Annotated in this window: 16 protein-coding genes; 1 reads left to right on the top strand and 15 read right to left on the bottom strand. The window is 61.1% G+C overall.

From position 1 onward, the window contains the following. Positions 1-2: 2 nt before the first annotated feature. From ACNAOV_RS03440 to glyA, 3 genes are all read right to left on the bottom strand, one after another. On the bottom strand, positions 3-560 hold the full coding sequence (locus ACNAOV_RS03440; RefSeq protein ID WP_324612097.1) for a phosphoribosylglycinamide synthetase: 558 nt from the start codon (positions 558-560) through the stop codon (positions 3-5). Next, entirely contained in the window at positions 557-1,870 is a 1,314-nt protein-coding gene (locus ACNAOV_RS03435; protein WP_416518141.1) for a glutamate-5-semialdehyde dehydrogenase, read from the bottom strand. Before ACNAOV_RS03435 ends, ACNAOV_RS03440 begins: the two co-directional genes overlap by 4 nt. A gap of 117 nt (positions 1,871-1,987) precedes the next feature. After that, the gene (glyA, locus tag ACNAOV_RS03430; RefSeq protein WP_416517968.1) at positions 1,988-3,295 is read right to left on the bottom strand and encodes a serine hydroxymethyltransferase; all 1,308 of its coding nucleotides are present in this window, start codon (positions 3,293-3,295) and stop codon (positions 1,988-1,990) included. Positions 3,296-3,498: 203 nt separating this feature from the next. Between glyA and thrC the strand changes: the two genes are divergently transcribed. Continuing rightward, entirely contained in the window at positions 3,499-4,980 is a 1,482-nt protein-coding gene (gene thrC / locus ACNAOV_RS03425) for a threonine synthase (RefSeq protein ID WP_416517967.1), read from the top strand. 17 nt (positions 4,981-4,997) lie between these two features. Here the strand turns inward: thrC and ACNAOV_RS03420 are convergent, their stop codons facing one another. From ACNAOV_RS03420 to pflB, 12 genes are all read right to left on the bottom strand, one after another. After that, complete coding sequence (locus ACNAOV_RS03420; protein ID WP_416517966.1) at positions 4,998-5,714, bottom strand: ABC-2 transporter permease; 717 nt, start codon at positions 5,712-5,714, stop codon at positions 4,998-5,000. After that, positions 5,711-6,667: an ABC transporter ATP-binding protein gene (locus ACNAOV_RS03415; RefSeq protein WP_416518140.1), complete on the bottom strand. Its 957-nt coding sequence runs from the start codon at positions 6,665-6,667 to the stop codon at positions 5,711-5,713. Before ACNAOV_RS03415 ends, ACNAOV_RS03420 begins: the two co-directional genes overlap by 4 nt. A 22-nt stretch (positions 6,668-6,689) precedes the next feature. Next, complete coding sequence (locus ACNAOV_RS03410) at positions 6,690-7,097, bottom strand: GntR family transcriptional regulator (protein ID WP_416517965.1); 408 nt, start codon at positions 7,095-7,097, stop codon at positions 6,690-6,692. A gap of 422 nt (positions 7,098-7,519) precedes the next feature. Then, positions 7,520-9,292 carry a DNA repair protein RecN gene (recN, locus tag ACNAOV_RS03405; RefSeq protein ID WP_416517964.1) on the bottom strand — a complete coding sequence of 591 codons (1,773 nt, stop codon included), beginning with the start codon at positions 9,290-9,292 and terminating at the stop codon, positions 7,520-7,522. Further along, positions 9,292-10,230 (bottom strand): NAD kinase, encoded by a 939-nt coding sequence (locus ACNAOV_RS03400; protein WP_416517963.1) that lies wholly within the window; start codon positions 10,228-10,230, stop codon positions 9,292-9,294. Before ACNAOV_RS03400 ends, recN begins: the two co-directional genes overlap by 1 nt. Before the next feature lie 70 nt (positions 10,231-10,300). After that, positions 10,301-11,614 (bottom strand): ATP-dependent Clp protease ATP-binding subunit ClpX, encoded by a 1,314-nt coding sequence (clpX, locus tag ACNAOV_RS03395; RefSeq protein ID WP_416517962.1) that lies wholly within the window; start codon positions 11,612-11,614, stop codon positions 10,301-10,303. 147 nt (positions 11,615-11,761) lie between these two features. After that, entirely contained in the window at positions 11,762-12,430 is a 669-nt protein-coding gene (locus ACNAOV_RS03390) for an ATP-dependent Clp protease proteolytic subunit (protein ID WP_110412721.1), read from the bottom strand. A 9-nt stretch (positions 12,431-12,439) separates the two neighbouring features. Next, the gene (locus ACNAOV_RS03385; protein ID WP_029678947.1) at positions 12,440-13,027 is read right to left on the bottom strand and encodes an ATP-dependent Clp protease proteolytic subunit; all 588 of its coding nucleotides are present in this window, start codon (positions 13,025-13,027) and stop codon (positions 12,440-12,442) included. A gap of 179 nt (positions 13,028-13,206) precedes the next feature. After that, a complete protein-coding gene (gene tig / locus ACNAOV_RS03380) occupies positions 13,207-14,583 on the bottom strand; it encodes a trigger factor (RefSeq protein WP_416517961.1) in 1,377 nt (458 codons plus the stop codon). A 49-nt stretch (positions 14,584-14,632) separates the two neighbouring features. Beyond that, positions 14,633-15,919: an HRDC domain-containing protein gene (locus tag ACNAOV_RS03375; RefSeq protein WP_416517960.1), complete on the bottom strand. Its 1,287-nt coding sequence runs from the start codon at positions 15,917-15,919 to the stop codon at positions 14,633-14,635. A gap of 349 nt (positions 15,920-16,268) precedes the next feature. Further along, a complete protein-coding gene (gene pflA / locus ACNAOV_RS03370) occupies positions 16,269-17,150 on the bottom strand; it encodes a pyruvate formate-lyase-activating protein (protein WP_015021700.1) in 882 nt (293 codons plus the stop codon). A gap of 99 nt (positions 17,151-17,249) precedes the next feature. Then, positions 17,250-19,625 (bottom strand): formate C-acetyltransferase, encoded by a 2,376-nt coding sequence (pflB, locus tag ACNAOV_RS03365; RefSeq protein WP_024627933.1) that lies wholly within the window; start codon positions 19,623-19,625, stop codon positions 17,250-17,252. Positions 19,626-19,667: the final 42 nt, after the last annotated feature.

Here is a 19,667-nt window from a genome sequence, read left to right as displayed (position 1 = left end):
GTTCACGCCTGCTCGCCCTCCCGTCTGGCTTCCGAGGCGTTCTCCTCGTTCTCAGACTCGGCCTCCTGGCGCATCTGCTCGGCGCTGGGGTTGACCCGGTCAGGATCGATCCGCTCCATGTCGGCATTCCACTCCTCCTGGACCACACGGCGGATCTCGGAATAGGTGGGCAGAGGGAAGCCCGGCTGATAGGCCCGACGGACCTGGGCCACGCAGCCGGTGATGGCTACCAATGAGTCGGACAGGTCGGCGATGCGCCCCTCCTGCTCCTGCTTACGGAAGACCGGCACCCGCTCCTCCATGACGGTGATGTCGTGCCTGACCTGGTTGAGTTGGTCCTGATCCAAGTCACGCACATCATCGGCATGTTCGTCAGGCCAACCAATCAGGACTGCATCGGCGTACTCCAGGCAGGAGCGCTGGTCAGCATCCGGGATGCCGTCCTCGATTTGGACCAGAAAGACGTACCGCAACAGACTCAACCGCTCTGAAGCCACCCTCAACCAGATACGCGGATTGTCGTGTTCGCGTTGGAAGAGCTCTTCGATCTTCTCGTTCACGGCCGCACCTGCCCCCTGCCGTAGCCGATCCATTTGGTGGTGGTCAGCTCCTGCAGACCCATAGGCCCTCGGGCATGCAGCTTCTGGGTGGAGATGCCCAGCTCGGCACCCATGCCGAACATGCCGCCATCGGTGAATCGCGTCGAGGCATTGACCATGATCACAGCTGAATCCACCCGGCGGGAGAACTCCTCCACAGCCTCGTAGTCCCGGGCCAGGATGGCCTCTGTATGACCAGTGGAGTGACGGTTGATGTGCTCAATGGCCTGATCCAGGGAGTCCACCACGCGGACCCCCATCTTCAAATCCAGATATTCGCGATCCCAGTCAGCCTCTTCTGCACGGACCAGCAGGTCTTCAGGCAGACCATGTCCGGCAAGGATGTCCATGGAGACCGTGTCCAGGTGCAGCTCGACCTGGGCCCTTGTCAGCGCTTGGGCCACACGGGGCAGGAATTCAGCGGCCACATCCCGGTGGATGATCAGCTTTTCGGCGGCGTTGCAGACGCCCACCCGCTGGGTCTTGGCGTTGACGATGATGGGAATGGCCTGATCCATGTCCACCGAGCGGTCCACGTAAATATGGACATTGCCAGCCCCGGTCTCGATGGTGGGCACGGTGGCCTGCTCAATTACGCTGCGAATCAACCCGCGGCCACCCCTGGGCACCAGCAGATCGATATGACCGCGTGCCTTCATCAGAGCCTGGGCCCCTTCGCGACCGTATCGGTCCACGGAAGCCACCAGAGCCGAATCCAGCCCCTGCTCACGAAGAACCCCACCTATCAGTTCCACCAGGGCCCGATTGGTGCGATCGGCCGCATGGCCTCCTCGCAGGAGGGCCGCATTGCCGGACTTGAGGCAGAGGGCCACCACATCGATGGTGACATTGGGGCGGGCCTCGTAAATCATGGCCACCACACCCAGAGGAACCCGCACCTGATTGAGCCGCATGCCGTTGGGCATGTCATGGCCGCGAACCACCTCGCCCAGGGGATCGGTCAGCCCAGCCACCATGCGCACGGCCCGGGCGGCATCAGCGACACGAACCTTGTCCAAGCGCAGACGGTCGATCAGACCGGCGCTCATTCCTTCTTCAAAAGCCTGGGTGCAGTCCTGCTCATTGACTGCGGCAATCTGATCGGCCTGGTCGATCAGTGCATCGGCCAGTGCCAGCAAGAGAGCGTTCCTGGCCTGACCGGTCATGCCCGCCAGACCTGCCTGTGCAGCGGCTGCCGCATCGGCCATGGCACAGACCCGATCGAACACATCCTGGCGACCGGAGTTATCGCTTTCACTCATGTTCGTCAGATCCTTTCGCCCTCACGGGTCCGCCAGACCCATTTCTGTACCGATTGTAACCCTCAGCAGGGGCAATGACGACAGGAGGAGGGAGGGCATTGCTGCTCTCCCTCCTCCAAAGGCCAATCAGTGGGTCTGGTCCAGGTCAGGATAGAGCGGGAAGGCCTCAACCAGCCGGTCCACCCGGGCCTTGAGGGCATCCAGATCCGCCTGGGGGCCCAGGGCCAGCGCAGTGCCGATCACGTCGGCAACCTCCTCGTACTGGGCCGGGCCGAATCCGCGAGTAGCCAGGGCGGAGGTCCCGATGCGCAGACCGGAGGCCACAGAGGCCGGGCGCGGATCGAAGGGCACCGTATTGCGGTTGACAGTGATGCCGATCTTGGCCAGCAGGTCCTCCCCCTGGCGACCGTCCATCTCGCTGTTGCGCAGATCCACCATGACCAGGTGGACGTCCGTCCCTCCAGTGAGCACGGTGATGCCGTTGTCGGCCACATCCTTGGCCATCAGACGCTCGGCCAGAATCTTTGCGCCCTCCAAGGTGCGCTCCATGCGTTCCTTGAATTCAGGCGTGCCGGCCAGCTTGAAGGCCACGGCCTTGGCGGCGATCACATGCATGAGCGGCCCGCCCTGGTTGCCGGGGAAGACCGAGGAGTTGAGCTTCTTGGCATACTCCTGACGGGCCAGGATGAATCCGGACCTGGGTCCGCCCAGAGTCTTGTGGGCCGTGGAGGAGACCACATCGGCATAGGGCACCGGGCTGGGATGCAGACCGGCTGCCACCATACCCGCGAAGTGGGCCATATCCACCCAGAACTTGGCCCCCACCTCGTCGGCGATCTCCTTCATGGCTGCAAAGTCCTCAATGCGCGGATAGGCGCTCCACCCGCCGATGATCAGGGCCGGATGGGTCTCCAGGGCCCGTTGACGGATAATCTCGGGCTCGATGCGGAAGGTGTCCGGATCGACCCCGTAGGATTCGGCATGATAAAAGCGTCCGGAGAAGTTGATCTTCATTCCGTGAGTCAGGTGGCCGCCATGGTCCAGGGCCAGTCCCAGCACGGTGTCGCCGGGCTTGATCAGGGCCTGGTAAACGGCGGCGTTGGCCTGGGCGCCCGAATGAGGCTGGACGTTGGCGTACTCGGCGCCGAAGAGGGCCTTGGCGCGGTCCCGGGCCAGGTTCTCGACCTGGTCCACCCACTCGCATCCGCCGTAGTAGCGTCTGCCAGGATAGCCCTCGGCATACTTGTTGGTCAGCACGGATCCCTGGGCCTGCAAGACGGCCTTGGGCACGAAGTTCTCAGAGGCGATCATCTCCAGACCGCCGCGCTGACGCTCCAACTCTCCATCCAGCAGTGCAGCGATCTCCGGATCCACCTGCGAGATCGAAGAGTTCAGGACATCGTAGGATTGCTGTACCGGGTTCTCTTCGACCATGGGTCGCTCCTTTGTCTTTAACGTACAGCCTCGGATACAGGGGCTGGTGGGCAATACTGTACGCCATGCCGACCCCTGGCAGGCCCTCGCGTCCATAGATGGTTTGCTCCGCCAACCGAGCAGGACCATGGTTCGGACCCAAGCACGGGGTAGAATGCCCTGGTAATGATCAGTTCGGCGACATGGCGGAGGGGCAGGCAACCATGAGCACATACCACAGCACCCGAGGCGGCAAGGGGCAGCTGCAGTCCAAGCAGGCCATCAGACGAGGCCTGGCTCCTGACGGCGGACTCTACGTCAGCGATGAGCTGGATGCTCTAGCCATTGACCCCGCCTCGGTCGCCGGTCTGGACTACAGGGGCACAGCCAAGCTGGTTCTTTCGGAACTGCTGAGTGATTACTCCTCCGCTCAACTGGACTCCTGCCTGGATGCAGCATACGGAGAACAGTGGTCCGATCCGGCAATCACCCCTCTGGTGGACCTGGGCGGCAACGACTTCGTACTGGAGCTCTTCCGCGGGCCCACCTCGGCCTTCAAGGACGTGGCCCTGCAGCTTCTGCCGAGACTGATGGCCCTGGCCGGTGACGATGGCGAACGGATCATGGTGCTCACAGCCACCTCCGGGGACACGGGCAAGGCTGCGCTGGCCGGATTCGCAGACGCGCCGGGCACGGGCATCACCGTCTTCTACCCGCAGGGCAAGGTCAGCCAGATCCAGCGCCTGCAGATGGTCACCCAGGAGGGCGGCAATCTCCAGGTCTGTGCGGTTCGGGGCAATTTCGACGATGCCCAGTCCGCTGTCAAATCCATCTTCGCCGACACTGACCTGGCTCGCAAACTGAGCGAGAAGGCCTCGACCGTGCTCTCATCGGCCAACTCCATCAATGTCGGCCGCCTGGCCCCGCAGGTCGTCTACTACTTCCGGGCCTATGGGTTCCTGATGGAACGGGGAGTAATCAGACCTGGGGATCCGGTCGAGTTCTGCGTGCCCACCGGCAACTTCGGCGATGTGCTGGCCGGATACTACGCTAAGATGATGGGGCTTCCAGTGGCCCGCCTGACCGTGGCCTCGGACCGTAACCGGGTCCTCAACGACTTCCTGACCACAGGCATCTATGACCGCAACCGTCCCTTCTACACCACCACTTCCCCCAGCATGGACATCCTGATCTCCTCCAACCTGGAGCGGATGCTCTACTACATGGCCGACGGCGACACCAAACTGATTGCCTCGCTTATGAGCGATTTGGAGTCCACGGGACGATACCAGGTGCCCGAAGCCGTTATGACCAGAATCCGCGGACTCTTCTCCTGCGGCTGGGCTGATGAGGACCAGGTGGCATCGGCCATCGGCAACTGCTGGGAGGACCGGAGATACCTGATCGATCCGCATACGGCCTGCGGTTACCAGGTCATGACCGGGCAGACCGACAGGGATTCCGCTGTGCCCCGTGTGCTGCTTTCCACGGCCAGTCCTTACAAGTTCCCCCGGGTGGTCTGCCAATCCCTGGGCCTGGAGACCCCGGACAGCGATTTCGGCTGTATGGACATCCTGGCCGAGGCCACCAACACCAGGCCCCCCAAGGCTCTGCGCGCCCTGGAAAACGCACCTGTGCGCTTCCAGGACTGCATCGATCCAGGGGACATGTCCGACTACGTCCGCCACGCGGTCATGCAGTCCTGAAGCCTGAGCGAATCGACTCAGATCTCCTTCCTGACATAGACCTTGCGAGATAAGACTATCGAAACCATATCAACCGCCAGAATCAAGGCCAAACCGAGGAGCACTGGCCGCCACAGATCGGATGTCAAAAATCGCAAGATTGAATTCCAGAAGGTCCCCCAGTCAAAGGGCAACAAACTGCCGATAAGGGCCATAATTGGTACCAAACCAAGAAGCGCCAGGAAGACTATCATTGCCTTAACTGGTTCCAGCCAATAAAACAAGGGCGTAGCTACTGCAAAGAGCAAAGATTCCAACAGGAACAACCCCAGAGCAAACAAGACAGTGTCACGCCAATGGTCCCGACCATGCAAAAATGAATCAGTAGCGTAGAAGAAGAATATTGCATAGCCGCAAGACTGAACCAGGACCAGCAGAATTACAGCAGCATAGCGTCCGAATACCTGGTGATCACGTGTTACGGGCAGCAGACCGTTCAACCGAATTGCCGTATTGTTGAAATCGGCGAACAAGCCGAATACTTGGCCTACAATCAGTCCGATTCCCATGCCGGCCACTGCTCCCGTCAAGGCAGTCCTTGCATCTTCCCCATCATTGCCTGTCAGGACCATGACTAGGTTCAGCAGGATTCCGATGCAGGGCACAGACATGTAAATCAGCACACCAACCCAAGGTCTCCCTGTTCCTGAGAAACGTTGCATGTCCAACCTGATTTGCTTGGCTATCGCCTTCATGACTCCATCTCCTTACACCTGTCAGTCGCGGCAGGTGAGCCCGCGGTCAGTCTGATGATGTTGTCGAAGTCGGCCCGCTCCACCAGGTAACGACCATCCGAAGGCTCCACGGCGGCAGGAGAAGCCGATGCCAGAAAATCCTTCAAGTGTTCAGTGGGGACCAAAGCCTCGAAACCGGTGGCGGAACGCTGCAAGCCCATCAGATGCGGCATTTGCGCTCTGGCCAGATCGTCCGGCCCTCCTCTCACTATCTGGAAAGCCTCCATCAACTCGTCCTTGGGGCCGGTGTAGAAGACAGACCCTCGATTGATGTAGGTAACGAAATCAGCCACCCGTTCAAGATCCGCAGTGATGTGCGTGGAGAACAACACGGAATGACGACCGTCGCCGATGTAGTTCAGCAGAATATCCATGAGCTCGTCCCTGGCCAGGACATCCAGACCACTGGTGGGCTCATCCAGAATCAGGAGCCTTGCGTCGTGGCTGAGGGCGACAGCCAGCATCAGTTTCATCTGCATGCCACGGGAGAGCTTGCCGATTTTGCGGTTTTCCTGCAGCCCGAACCGACGCAGATAGTCCTGATAGCGTTCACTGTTCCAAGAGGGATACATGGGTGCCATCACTGGCTCGATGGCCTTGACCTTCCATGCCTCAAGGAAATAGATGGAATCGAAGACCACACCCAGATCCGCTTTGACCTCCTCCTCCTGGCTCAAGGGATCACGGCCCAGAATGCTGATTTCTCCGCTGTCTCGGCGGGTCATGTTCAGCAAGAGCCGGATCAGGGTGGATTTGCCTGCACCGTTGGGGCCTATCAATCCCATGATGTAGCCCATGGGCAGGTCCATGGTGACCTGCTGCAAACGGAAACCCGTGCCGTCAGCCTTGACGTAGCTTTTCCCCAGGTCACTGACGCGCAGGGCATAGTCGACCTCTTCACCGGAAGTTGTCATCGGCGGTGATGCACGCATACTCCTATTCCTTTCCTTCTTCGGACACGGGTGCAGAACCCCTGTTGCCGAGCAGGCCGTCGAGCAGGCCGCGAATCCGGTCCGGCTCCATGCCGGCCCGACGAGCCGTATCGACCGCCTCCCCCAGCAGGGACTGCACGCGGTCCTCCAAATGCTGCCGCATGACCTTGTCGCCGCTGTCGGCCACGAAGGTCCCCTTGCCTTGGATGTTCTCCACCAAGCCCTCTTGGGCGAGTTCGGTATAAGCGCGGGTCACGGTCAGCACGGACACCCTGAGCTCCTGCGAGAGATGTCGCAGAGAAGGCAGTCCCTCCCCCGCTTTCAGGTCTCCGGTCAGGATGGCCGAACGTATCTGGTCCTCGATCTGCCGGTAAATCGGCTGTCCGGACAGGGATGAGATGATCAGCTTCATCCAAGCCCCTTTCATTGATTGTCGGCACGACCCTGGCTGAGCTGTACCGGTGTTCATGTATACACTATAACAGTTTCGCCATGAAGACAATCCGCCATTGATCTTCTGTCTGCGCGATTCAAGAATCGACAGAAACGGTGCTGCAGTGCTGAAATCCCGGCCGATTACGACTTCGGAGAAAATCCATTTGAAACAGATCATCGCCGCATTGCTCATATCCAGGGCGGGTACGGTGTCATCAACGAAAATCCGGCACGTCCATTGCCACAGGCTCATTGACAGCCGATTGCCTGCAGTCAAAGTCTCAGAATGAAAAGCAACGGAATGACGGATGTCGAGCATGCATTGCACGGCCACAAAAGCTTGTCAAATTCGCTGAATTGTCGGACTTAGGTACAGCAAAGAGCAGACGACAACCAGACTTAGCTGGTCTGGAGTCTGCTTGAAGCCAGAAGCTCTCGGGCGTGCTTCAGGGAGGTTGCAGACTCGCTGCCGGCCAGCATCCGTGCGATCTCCCGCTCCCTGTCCTCGCCTTCTACCTGGCGGACCAGAGTCTCTACGACATCGCCGCCTTCGCGCCCTTTGGCCACGACGAACTGCCGATTGGCCCAGGAAGCCACCTGCGGCAGGTGGGTGACCACAATCACCTGGGCGGTGACGGCCAGCCGGGCCAGACGACGACCAAGCTCTACAGCAGCCCGTCCGCCTACACCAGCATCCACCTCGTCAAAGATGAAGGTCATCGTCGGGTCGCCAACCTGGGAATCTAGTCCAGTATGCCCAGCATCAGCTCCGTCAGACCCCGATGATGTCCGGGCTTCCGCGGCCACCAGCTCCAGAGCCAGCATGAGCCGGCTGAGTTCGCCGCCCGAGGCGCTCTTGCCCATGGGCAGAAGATCCGAACCTGGATACGGTCTGAAGAGGAAGTCGATCTGGTCCAGACCATGCCCGTCCATGTCCTGGTCCTGACGCGGCCTGACGCGAATCTCAAGCCCGGCACCCGCCATGGCCAGGGAGTGCAATTCGCCATCGACAAGATCACTCAGCCTTCGTGCAGCCTTGGCCCGTGACGCAGACAGATTCCGTGCCGCCTTCAAGGCGCTTCCGCGAAGCTGCTCAACCTGACCTTGGAGCTCCTCCAGTTTCTCGGGTGAGGCATCCATGTCCTCAAGTTCAAATGCAGCCTTCTTGCGCCAGGCCAGAACATCGTCGATGTCCGGTCCCCAGCGTCGGGTCAGTTCATCCAGATCGTGGATGCGGGCGTTGATCTTGTCCAGATCTCCCTCCTGGCCTTCGTCATCCAACTGGCTGCTCAGGGTGAAGACCAAGTCAGACAGATCAGCATTCAGCGACCGCAACCGCTGGGCCGACTCCTGAAAGATCCCCTCCACACCGATGCCCTCCAGGGCGGCAATAGCTCGTTCCACCAGGGCCGTAGCCGAAGGTGTGTCCGCATCCGGGTCGATCTGGCCGGAGTCCAAGGCAGACAGCGCGGACATGACTCCCTGACTGATCTGGGCGGCATGCTCGATCCGATTCCGCTGGGTTTTGAGTTCACGATCTTCACCGGGATGGGGGTCAACGCGATCGATCCGGGCGATGGATTCACGAAGATAATCAGCCTGGGCCATAGCGCCGGACTGTTGGTTGCGCAGCTCCTCCAGATGGTCCTGGGCCTGTCGGTACTGCCTGAAGGCCTTGGAAAAAGCCTCCAGCTGCGGGCCGTCACCGGCATAGGCATCCAAAAATTCGCGCTGCCGGGCCGGACTGGCCATACGCATCTGATCCGCCTGGCCATGAACAGTGACCAGCATCCCAGCCACCTCCTCCAGCAGACCACGAGGTGCCGTCCTGCCGTTCAGAGCGGCACGGGAACGACCCTTGACCGGCATGGTTCGGGCCAGGAAGATCTGCCCCTCATCCTCCAAGGGCAGGCCAGCCTCGGTTATGGCAGCGGTCACTGGATTCTCGACTCCTGCTGCTCCGGCATCGAAAATCCCCTGCACCCAGGACTCGCTTGCCCCAGGCGACACCAGTTGCGGTCGGGCAGTGGACCCCGAGATCAGTCTGATGGCGTTGAGCAGCATGGACTTGCCAGCCCCGGTCTCCCCGGTGATGGCCGTCATGCCAGCGGCAGGCCGTAACAGGGCATGATGGATGGGACCCAGGTCTCGTGCTTCCAGCTCTTCCAGCATCAGTGCTCCTTGTTCGACTCCTGCGACTCCCCCTGGTCCTGTCCATTCGCAGCCGCCGAGGGGCGATGCTGCTCCCTCCAGCCGACCACCGGCAGGTCGAACTTGGAAACCAGCCGTCTGGTAAAGGGCACCCCGGACAGCCTGGCAAGCCTCAGGATGTCGTGGGACTGCCGCACCACAATGCGGGACCGCTTGGGCACAGGCCGTTGGCGGCGCCCGTCATTACAAATCCAGCCGGCCGACTGGGAATCACCCAGGATATCCAGGGTGAACTGCGACTTTGGGCCGATGATCAGGGATCGGGCGAAAAGGGCGTGGGCAGCTATGGGCACCATCTGCAACGACTGCGCATCAGGCCAGACGATGGGCCCGCCCACCGAAAAGGCATAGGCTGTCGATCCGGTCGGGGTAGCCACAATCATGCCGTCGCAGCCGAAGGAGCTCATCTCCACATCGTCCACTCTGACCGATACCTCGATCATCTTGCCCCGATCATATCGTTCCAGGGTCATGTCATTAAGGGCCCAGTCGCTCAGTGGTCGATCGGCTCCGGGTATCCACAGGTCCACATGGGCCACCATGCGCTCGTCGATGGAGTAGTCATGATCGGCCACCCGGCGAATGGCCTCCCCTATCTGGAAGCTCTCGAACTCCGCCAGGAATCCCACGTGACCCAGGTTGACCCCCAGGATGGGTACCTCGGTGCCCTTGACCAGCTCTGCAGCCCGCAGAATGGTCCCGTCGCCGCCCAGAACGATGACGATCTCGGTGTCGTCGGCTACCTTCTGGCTGGGGCTGCCGAATTCCGGGGCGGCAATATTGTCGACAATCGAGACGCGAAATCCGTCCCGGCGCAGCTGCTCCTCGACCTCATCCACCAGGTGGCCGCTTGCCCGGACCCGGCTGTGCGTGACCACGACAGCGCTACGAGCACCCATGGGGCCTCCCTTCCGGCAACAATGAACATCCTATCGGGCCCGGCCAACAGCAGAGCTCATCGTGGCGGGGTCAGGCCAAACGACGACCAGCAGCTGCAGCCATGCCCTGCCCGGTCTCATAGCGGGGTGATCCCGTCCCGTCCACAGCATCGGCATCCACCACAACACGGGAGACATCCGTCCTATCAGGCAGTTCGAACATGGTTGCCTCAAGGGTATGCTCAATAATCCCCCGCAACCCTCGGGCGCCCACCTTGCGCTCCAGGGCGATGGCGGCAACCCGATCCAAGGCGGCATCGGTGAAGACCAGATCGGCCCCGTCATCCAGGAACATGCGCCGGTACTGGTCGACCAGGGCATTGTCCGGTTCGGTCAGCACCCGCCGAAGCTCATCGGCGCCCAGCGGCTCAAGTGTGGAGATTACCGGCAATCGCCCCACAAACTCGGGAAGCAAGCCAAACTGTTCCAGGTCCTCAGCCCTGACCTGACTCATGACCCGGTCGTCGGGCACCCTGTCAGTCCCCTGGGTAGCCGAGAATCCGCTCTCTCGCAGACCCAGCCGTCGGCGGACGATCTCCTCAAGGCCGACGAAGGCGCCGCCGCAGATGAAGAGGATGTTGGCTGTGTCCATGACGACCGTACGGACATCCCCATGCCGCCGCGAACCCTGTACCGGCACGCGGGCCTGGGTGCCCTCGATGATCTTGAGCAGGGCCTGCTGGACCCCCTCGCCGGACACGTCCCGGGTAATGGAAGTGTTCTCGCCAGACTTCCTGGCGATCTTGTCGATCTCGTCGATGTAGATAATCCCCCGCTGGGCCAGGTCCATGTTGCCGTCTGCAGCCTGAAGCAGTCCCTGCAGGACGGATTCCACGTCCTCGCCCACATACCCCGCCTCGGTCAGGCTGGTGGCATCCACAATGACGAAGGGGACGTTCATGATGGTGGCCAAGGTTTGCGCCAGGTAGGTCTTGCCCACGCCGGTGGGGCCCATGAGCAGGATGTTGGACTTGTCCACCTGGACGCGTGGTGCCGCGTCCTTTCGATCAAACGCGGTGTCAGCAACACGGCCACGGTCGCCCAGGTCCATATTGACGCGCTTGTAGTGGTTGTAGACAGCAACCGACAGGGTGCGCTTGGCAGCCTCCTGGCCGATGACATACCGGTTCAGATAGGCGAATATCTTCGAGGGCGCAGGCAGGGTCACCCTCTGGTCGGCGGCATCCTTGGCCATGTCCTCCTGGATGATCTGGGCGCATAGACGTATGCATTCGTCGCAGATGGCGCAGGAAGGCCCTTTGACCAGGCGGCGCACCTGGTGCTCGTCCTTGCCGCAGAACTCGCAGCGATTCAGTCCGTCATTGTAGCTGACCACACGGCCCATGGCTCTCCCTTCCCGGAGAATCCCCGAGGATCGCCGAAATCAAACCTTTTAACTGGCATCAACCATGATGCCAAAAACGTCCGGAGGCCGTGAGTCCAAGGGACCCGCCGCCATCCGGACGATCAATCATGCGTGCAGTCACCGGAGCTAATTGCGGTGCTCCAGGACCTCGTCCACCATCCCGTAATCCTTGGCCTGTTGGGCGGTCAGAATGGTGTCCACCTCGATGTCCTTGCGGATCTTCTCCACATCCTGGCCTGTGTGCTTGGCCAGAGTCTCCTCCAGCCAGGTGCGCATGCGCAGCATCTCCTTGGCCTGAATCTCGATCTCAGTGGCCTTGCCGAAGTCCTGCTCCATGGCCGGCTGGTGGATGAGCACACGGGCGTTGGGCAGAATCAGGCGCTTGCCCTTGGTGCCGGCCGCCAGAAGAACGGCGGCAGCCGAGGCAGCCTGGCCCAGGCAGACGGTCTGCACATCGGGCTTGATGTACTGCATGGTGTCATAGATAGCGGTCATGGCTGTCATGGAGCCCCCCGGCGAGTTGATGTAGATGATCACGTCGCGGTTGGGGTCCTGGCTCTCCAGAACCAGCAGCTGGGCCATGATGTCGTCCGAGGAGGTGTCATCCACCTGGACGCCCATGAAGATGATCCTGTCGTCGAAGAGCCTGGTGTAGGGGTCCTGACGCTTGTAGCCGTAAGGGGTCCGCTCCTCGAACTGCGGCAGCACATAGCGGTCGGTGGGCATGGAGGCCAGGCCGCGGGGGCCGGCCAGTCGACGGGCCCGTGCTACGAATTGCGCTTCTTCAGATGCCATGTGGAGTGCTCACTTCCCTTGATCCGCGGTCATAGTGCCGTGGGTGGTCACGATCCGGTCGACAAAGCCGTACTCCAGGGCCTGCTGGGCCGTGAACCAGTGATCGTATTCGTTGTCCCGGTAGATCTCCTCCAGGGTGTGGCCGGTCTGCTCGGCCGTCAGCTGGGAGAGCGTGCGCTTCATGTCCATGATCAGCTCGGCGTTGATCCTGACATCAGTGGCTGTGCCACCGACGCCGCCAGAGGGCTGATGCATGAGCACCCTTGCATGGGAGGTGACAAAGCGCTTGCCCTTGGCCCCGCTGGAAAGCAGGAACTGGCCCATGGATGCCGCCATGCCGACCGCGACCGTGGCCACGTCCGGCTCAATCAGCTGCATGGTGTCGTAGATGGCCATGCCGGCCGTAATGGATCCGCCAGGTGAGTTGATGTAGAGCCAGATATCCTTCTTGGGATCCTCGGCTGCCAGCATCAGCATCTGTGCGCAGATGACGTTGGCGTTGGCGTCCTTGACCTCGTCCCCCAGCCAGATGATCCTGTCCTTGAGCAGTCGGTTGAAGATGGGATCGGTCGGCGTAGGGGCCTCCCCCTCCTCCATCACGGGACTGGTTGCCAATGAGTTGTTCACCCTGTCTCCTTCGATAAACGTATCTGTATTGAGAGTAGCCCCCGCAATCGACGCGGTCTCGGTCTTTCCGCTCTTTGCGCAACCGCTACGACAGGGCCGCACCCAGGCTGTTTCGCCACTGGGTACGGCCCTGTTCGCTGCTTTGAAAGCTACTCCTGATCCTGGGAGAGCTGGTCTGCCACTTCAGCCGCGGCGGAGGCAGCCTGGACACTCTCGTCCTGCTCCTCCTGGGCCTCAGGCTCATCCTCGCCCAGGAAGCGGCTCAGGTCCACCACCTGGCCATCGGGATCCTTGAAGGTGACGGCCCGCATGCCGGCCAGCATGCCCTTGGAGCGGCCGACCTCCTGCACAGCCGAACCCAGCTGGCCGTTGCGGACGATGCCGTTGATGAAGGCGCTGGGATCCATGCCGTACTGCTGGGCGATGGAGGCCAGGAAGTTGGTCACGTCGGCCTGGCTGACCGTGATGCCCAGCTTCTCAGCCAGAGCGTCCAGGGTCATCTGGTCGCGCAGTTCCTTCTCCACGCTCTCCTCGGCCTCGGCCTTCTCGTCCTTGCTGGCCTTGTCCGGATCCTTGCCGGTGTTCTTAAGCTGATCGGTAACCATGGACTGCTTGATGCCCTTGGGCACCGGGATGTCCAGGCCGTCCTGGAGCTTGGCGATGAAGGCATCGCGGGCATCAGTGGCCTGCCGACCCTCGGCATCCACCTGGCACTGCTTGCGCACGTCCTCGCGCAGCTCCTCCAGGGTCTCGAACTCCGAGGCCTCCTTGGCGAACTCGTCGTCCAGGTCGGGCAGCTCCTCGGCCTTGACCGAGTTGACCTTGACCTTGATCTGGGCCTTCTCGCCCTGGTGCTCACCGGCCTCCAGGGTGCCCTCGAAGGTGGTCTCTTCCCCGGCGGACAGCCCGTCCAGGGCCTCATCCAGGCCGTCCAGCATGGTGTTGGAGCCCAGCTCGTAGCTGACCCCCTGCTGGGAGTCCACGGACTCACCGTCGATGACGGCATCCAGATCGATGTTGGCGTAGTCGCCCTTGGAAGCGGGACGATCCACACTGACCAGGGTGCCGAAGCGCTGACGCAAGTTGTCCAGACGCTTGTCCACGTCCTCATCAGTGACGGCGGGCTTGGGGACCTCAATCTCCATGCCCTCAATATCGGGCAGCTCGAACTTGGGACGAATCTCCACCTCGGCGGTGAACTTGAGCTTGGTGTCGTCCTTGGCCGAGGAAGGAATGTCCTTGACGTCGATCTGCGGCTGGGCCATGGCGTGCAGCTGCTTCTCCTCCAGGGCCTTGGAGTAGAGCTCGGGCACGCCGGCGTTGACGGCCTCGCCCGCCACGCTGGCAAAGCCCACGCGCTGATCGATGATGGGTCCGGGCACATGGCCCTTGCGGAAGCCGGGGATGGTCACCTGCTTGCCGATCTCCTTACGGGCCTGATCCAGGTAGGGGTTCAGCTCATCGGGATCGACGGTGATGGTGAGCCTGACCTTGGTGGGCTCGAGGTTTCTGACGCTGATTTTCACGCTGCGCTCCAATTCATCCAAACCGTTTGATCTGCCAGTAAGGCAACCGTTACATAATAGCGCGAGTCAGGGACTCTGACAGGAGCGAAACCTGCCAGGGACGGGCCCCCTCCTGACGCAGGAAGTCGGCCACATCCCGTTTCTCCGGTTCGTCTGTCCAGCAGAGGTTGCGCAAGTAGCGGGGCTTAATCAGAATCTCGTCGGGGGTGTTGGTCCGGTGTCCCACTTCAGTCACTGCCTTGCGCGCTGCCTCCAGCCTGGCGAACCGGTCCGGATGGCGGCGTCTCCAGGCCTGCATGGACTTGGGGGCGTTGGTCTCCTCCCCTCGCGGCTTGGGAGGCACCGGTAGCTCTTCGGTAGGCAGACTCAGTGCCTCCAGAATGGCCTGTTTCCAGACCGAGGGCCTGACCCGGCGCTGTATGGGCGCATAGCGTTCGAACATGCGGTCCTGCTCGCCGCCGGTGTGGATCCTGACCCTCTCGTTCAGGGATCTGATGGCCCGGAATTGGGCGTTGTTGTGGGGCTTGAGCCTGCCGGCCTCGATGATGGCCTTGTCGGGCAGGAGCAGCGTCGGAGCTATGTCGTAGCGGCGGGCCAGCTGGTCTCGGGTGGTCCACAGGGAACGGGCCACAGCCTGGCCTCGACGGTCATTGTGCAGGGCGTTGATATGCGAGATATGCCGCCAGGGCTGCTCAGGCTCCGGCTTGGGGATTTTGCACCGCTCCAGCAGCCAGGCGAATTCCTGCCTGGCCCATTCATCCTTGCCGTGACGGCGCAGATCCTCCAGCTCGCGCACTCGCACCTGATCCAGCAGCTCCACGTCCAAGGCGGCGTAATTGCGCCAATCACGCGGCAGTGGACGATAGGACCAGTCCGCAGCAGAGTGCTCCTTGGCCAGCGTCAGCCCCAGGTAATGTGCTGTCACTGCAGACAAGCCGTAATGACCTAAATTGAGCATCCTGGCCGCCAACTCAGTGTCGAAGAGCGATGATGGCCTCATGCCCAATGCATAGAAGCCAGGCAGATCCTGAGGGGAGTCATGAATGATCCATTGGGCCCCATCAACAGCCTTATTGAATTCCGACCAGTCACAGCCGGCCTGCATCAGAGCGGGCGGATCCAGCAGGAATATCCCCGCCCCCCGGCGTTTGAACTGGACCAGGTAGTCGTCGTGGCCATAGCGGAAGCCCGAGGCCCGTTCAGCATCCGCGGCCAGTGCACCGCTGCCCTGGGACAGCATCCGACAGGCCCGGCTGTACCCGGCCATATCGTCAATGACCGACGGCACACCCTGGGCGGGCTCTGAAAGCAGCTGCGTCTTAGGCTCCGTGGTCACCTGCGCTCAACCTCTTTTGTAGTTTGTCTTCCATCACGACACCGGGCCGACCGGCCCGGAAAACACACGCCTGAAAGCATAGTCCATGCCCTCAACCCACTGGAAGACCTTTGCCAAGCATGCCTTGTCGGCAATTTATCGATGTACAGTATCGGTCATTCATAAAGCCGGTCATTCAACGTTCCAGTCATTTAATGATTCCGCCATTCAGCGAGTCCGCCATTCGCTGATTGACCGGCTGGCCTTCACACAAGCAGACAAAACTCCCCACGGTGTTAGCCGTGGGGAGTCATAAGAAAATTATTCTGATTGTTCCTGGGCTACCCGGGAACCAAACTAGTTCTGCGCCTCAGTAGACCACGAAGCCATGGGCCTCCAGCTGCTTCTTGACCCGATCCTTCAGGGCCGCGGAAGGGCCTTTGGCATCCTCCAGCGGGTAGGGAATGCGCAGCTCATGCCACTTGGGCCGTCCAAGCTGATGGAAGGGAAGCACATCAATGTGCTCGATGGCATCCTTGAACTGTTCGCACACCCGAGCCACATTCTCGACGTTCTCCTCGGAGTCGGTCAGCCCCGGCACCAGCACGAAGCGAACCCAGATCTTGCTGCCGCGGGCAGCCAGACGCTTGCCGAATTCGATTGTGGGGGCCAGCGTACCACCGGTCACCTTCTTGTAGGTGGCCTCGTCGCCGGATTTGACATCCAGCAGGCACAGGTCGATATCGTCAATCATGGCATCGGTGTAGTTGCGATTGAGGAAACCTGATGTGTCCAAGCATGTGTGGACGCCCATCTCCTTGGCAGCGCGAAAGACGCGTGAGACAAAGGCTGCCTGCATCATGGACTCACCGCCGCTGAAGGTGATTCCTCCGCCCGTGCTCTTGAAGAGGTCCTGGTAGCGGGCCACCTTGTCGATCATGGCCTGCAGGTAGACGGGCTGGCCGTCGCGCATCTTCCAGGTGTCAGGATTCTGGCAGTACTGGCAGCGCAGGGGGCATCCGCTCATGAAGACGGTCATCCTTGTGCCCGGTCCGTCCACTGAGGTGTTGATGTCCCAGGAGTGAACAAATCCGATGTCGCCCGTGCGCAGGGCATTCATGCGGTCGTGCCGGTCCAGTCCAATAGGCGATTCGAACCCCGAAAGGCCGCCCATCAGGGTCTGGCTCTGGTAGACCTTGGATTCCTTGAGCATGTGCGGCTGTGTGGTATGGAAGGTGGTGGTCTCCGTCATCGGATCCTCCTGAAAAAGACGAAAAGGGGGCGGGGCCTTGGTGCGCCCCGCCCCATGATTCACCGTCTCATAGACGGTTGGCTATCGCCACAAGGGCGATCAGTCGGTCACCGCGCCCTGGTGGAAGGTGCGGGAGATCACGTCGAGCTGCTGCTCGCGCGTCAGCTTGACGAAGTTGACGGCGTAGCCCGAGACACGCACGGTCAGGTGCGGGTACTTCTCGGGGTGCTCGACAGCATCCTCCAGCTGCTCCTTGCGCAGGACGTTGATGTTGGCGTGGTAGAGCCCATGGCCGTTGCCGGCATCCAGGATGCCCACCAGGTTGTTGATGCGCTCATCCTCGTCACGGCCCAGGCCGTCAGGGGTGATCGTGTTGGTCAGCGAAATGCCGTCCAGAGCATCGTCGTAGTCGATCTTGCCCACGGAGAACATCGAAGGCAGCATGCCGTGCGAATCCATGCCGTTCTCGGGGTTTGCACCGGGAGCATACGGGGTGCCCTTCTTGTGGCCGGAGGGGAAGGACCCGGTGTTCTTGCCATACTCCACGTTGGAGGTGATGGTCAGGATGGACTGGGTCGGCACAGCGCCACGGTAGACGGGCAGGCGCTTGATCTGGCCCATGACGGTGGACACGGTCCACTTGGCCAGGTCGTCGGCGCGATCATCATCGTTGCCGTAGATCGGGAACTCGCCAACGGTCTTGTAGTTGACGATCAGGTCGTCGTCAGCGCCCTCGACATACTCAGGGGTGCCCTTGGCATCCTTGTTGTAGATCGGGTAGACCTTGGCGTACTTGATAGCCGACAGGGAGTCAGCGGCGATGGACAGGCCGGACATGCCGCAACCCAGGGTGCGGTAGACCTCCTTGTCGTGCAGGGCCATCTCAATGGACTCGTAGTCGTATTTATCGTGCATGTAGTGGATGATGTTCAGAGCCTCGACGTAGGTCTCGCTCAGCCACTCCAGGGCCTTCTCGTAGTTGTCCTTGACCTCCTGGAAGTCCAGAGAACCGTCTTCCTTGGGGGTGACAGGCTTGATTACGTCCTTGTCGATGACCTGCATACCGGTCATCTCGTCACGGCCGCCGTTCATAGCGTAGAGCAGGGCCTTGGCGGAGTTGACACGGGCGCCGAAGAACTGCATCTGCTTACCGACCCTCATGGGGGACACGCAGCAGGCGATGGCAGCGTCATCGCCCCAGTGGGCGCGAATGTCCTTGTCGGACTCGTACTGGATGGCGGAGGTGTCGATGGAGATACGGGCGCAGAAGCGCTTGTAGCCCTCAGGCAGCTTCGGATCCCAGAAGATGGTGATGTTGGGCTCGGGGCCGGGTCCAAGGTGCTCCAGGGTCAGAGTAGCCAGCAGACGGAAGGAGGTCTTGGTGACCATGGGCCTGCCGTCGTCGCCGAAACCAGCGTCGGACCAGGTGGCCCAGTAGGGGTCGCCCGAGAAGATGTTGTCGTAGTCCTTGGTCCGCAGGAAGCGCACGATGCGCAGCTTCATCACGATGTTGTCGATGATCTCCTGGGCATCGGTCTCGTCGATCAGGCCAGCGGCCAGATCACGCTCGAAGTAGACGTCGAAGAAGGCAGACAGACGGCCGATGGACATGGCGGCGCCGTCCTGGCTCTTGACCGAGGCCAGGTAGGCCATATAGGTCCACTGGACAGCTTCCTTGGCGTTCATGGCAGGACGGCTCAGATCCAGGCCGTACTCCTTGCCCAGGGTCAGCAGCTGCTTCAGAGCCTTGATCTGCTCGGCGTGCTCCTCGCGGAAGCGAATCCAGTGTTCGATCTCTTCCTCGGTGAAGTCGTTGCGGTAAGGAATCGAATCCTTGTCGGCCTTCTTGCGGGCAATCAGCTCGTCGATGCCGTAGAGGGCCACACGACGGTAATCGCCAATGATACGGCCACGGCCGTAGGCATCGGGCAGACCGGTCAGAATCTTGTTGTGGCGGGCCAGCTTGATCCTCTTGGTGTAAACGTCGAAGACGCCATCATTGTGGGTCTTGCGATACCGGGTGAAGATCTTCTTGACCTCGGGGTCGGGCTCCTTGCCGGCCTCCTTGAGGGCCTGCTCAACCATGCGCCAGCCGCCGTAGGGCATCATCGCGCGCTTGCAGGGAACGTCGGTCTGCATGCCGACGATCACGTCGTCTTGGGTCTCGCCGGCAGGCTTGCCGTCGATGTATCCGGCCGGGAAGGCGTCAATGCCCGCCGGAGTGTGGGTGTCCACGTCGTAGACGCGCTGCTTGCGCTCTACGGCAAGGAAATTGTCATCCAGGTAGTTCCACAGGAACTTGGTCTTCTCCGTAGCCGGCGCCAGGAAGGATTCATCACCGGTGTACGGAGTGTAGTTCTTTTGAATGAAGTCGCGAACGTCGATGTCTTTCTTCCAGTCCTCGCCCTTGAAGCCCTTCCAAGCCTTGGCTTGCAGCTCTGCGGGAGAGACGGTATTGGTCTCAACTGCTGTCATAGTCAACTCCTTGTTGATATGGTCAATGGCGCTTCCTCACAC

Origin of the sequence: Bifidobacterium asteroides, assembly GCF_048001765.1 — a bacterium.
GTDB classification, from domain to species: domain Bacteria; phylum Actinomycetota; class Actinomycetes; order Actinomycetales; family Bifidobacteriaceae; genus Bombiscardovia; species Bombiscardovia asteroides_K.
This window is presented reverse-complemented; position numbering and strand designations above follow the sequence as displayed.

Coding starts and splice junctions, on each gene's coding strand:
- glyA (WP_416517968.1), bottom strand. CDS start 3,295: ATGGTCGAAGAGAACCCGGTACAGCAATCCTACGATGTCCTGAACTCT.
- thrC (WP_416517967.1), top strand. CDS start 3,499: ATGAGCACATACCACAGCACCCGAGGCGGCAAGGGGCAGCTGCAGTCC.
- ACNAOV_RS03420 (WP_416517966.1), bottom strand. CDS start 5,714: ATGAAGGCGATAGCCAAGCAAATCAGGTTGGACATGCAACGTTTCTCA.
- ACNAOV_RS03415 (WP_416518140.1), bottom strand. CDS start 6,667: ATGACAACTTCCGGTGAAGAGGTCGACTATGCCCTGCGCGTCAGTGAC.
- ACNAOV_RS03410 (WP_416517965.1), bottom strand. CDS start 7,097: ATGAAGCTGATCATCTCATCCCTGTCCGGACAGCCGATTTACCGGCAG.
- recN (WP_416517964.1), bottom strand. CDS start 9,292: ATGCTGGAAGAGCTGGAAGCACGAGACCTGGGTCCCATCCATCATGCC.
- ACNAOV_RS03400 (WP_416517963.1), bottom strand. CDS start 10,230: ATGGGTGCTCGTAGCGCTGTCGTGGTCACGCACAGCCGGGTCCGGGCA.
- clpX (WP_416517962.1), bottom strand. CDS start 11,614: ATGGGCCGTGTGGTCAGCTACAATGACGGACTGAATCGCTGCGAGTTC.
- ACNAOV_RS03390 (WP_110412721.1), bottom strand. CDS start 12,430: ATGGCATCTGAAGAAGCGCAATTCGTAGCACGGGCCCGTCGACTGGCC.
- ACNAOV_RS03385 (WP_029678947.1), bottom strand. CDS start 13,027: ATGGAGGAGGGGGAGGCCCCTACGCCGACCGATCCCATCTTCAACCGA.
- pflA (WP_015021700.1), bottom strand. CDS start 17,150: ATGACGGAGACCACCACCTTCCATACCACACAGCCGCACATGCTCAAG.
- pflB (WP_024627933.1), bottom strand. CDS start 19,625: ATGACAGCAGTTGAGACCAATACCGTCTCTCCCGCAGAGCTGCAAGCC.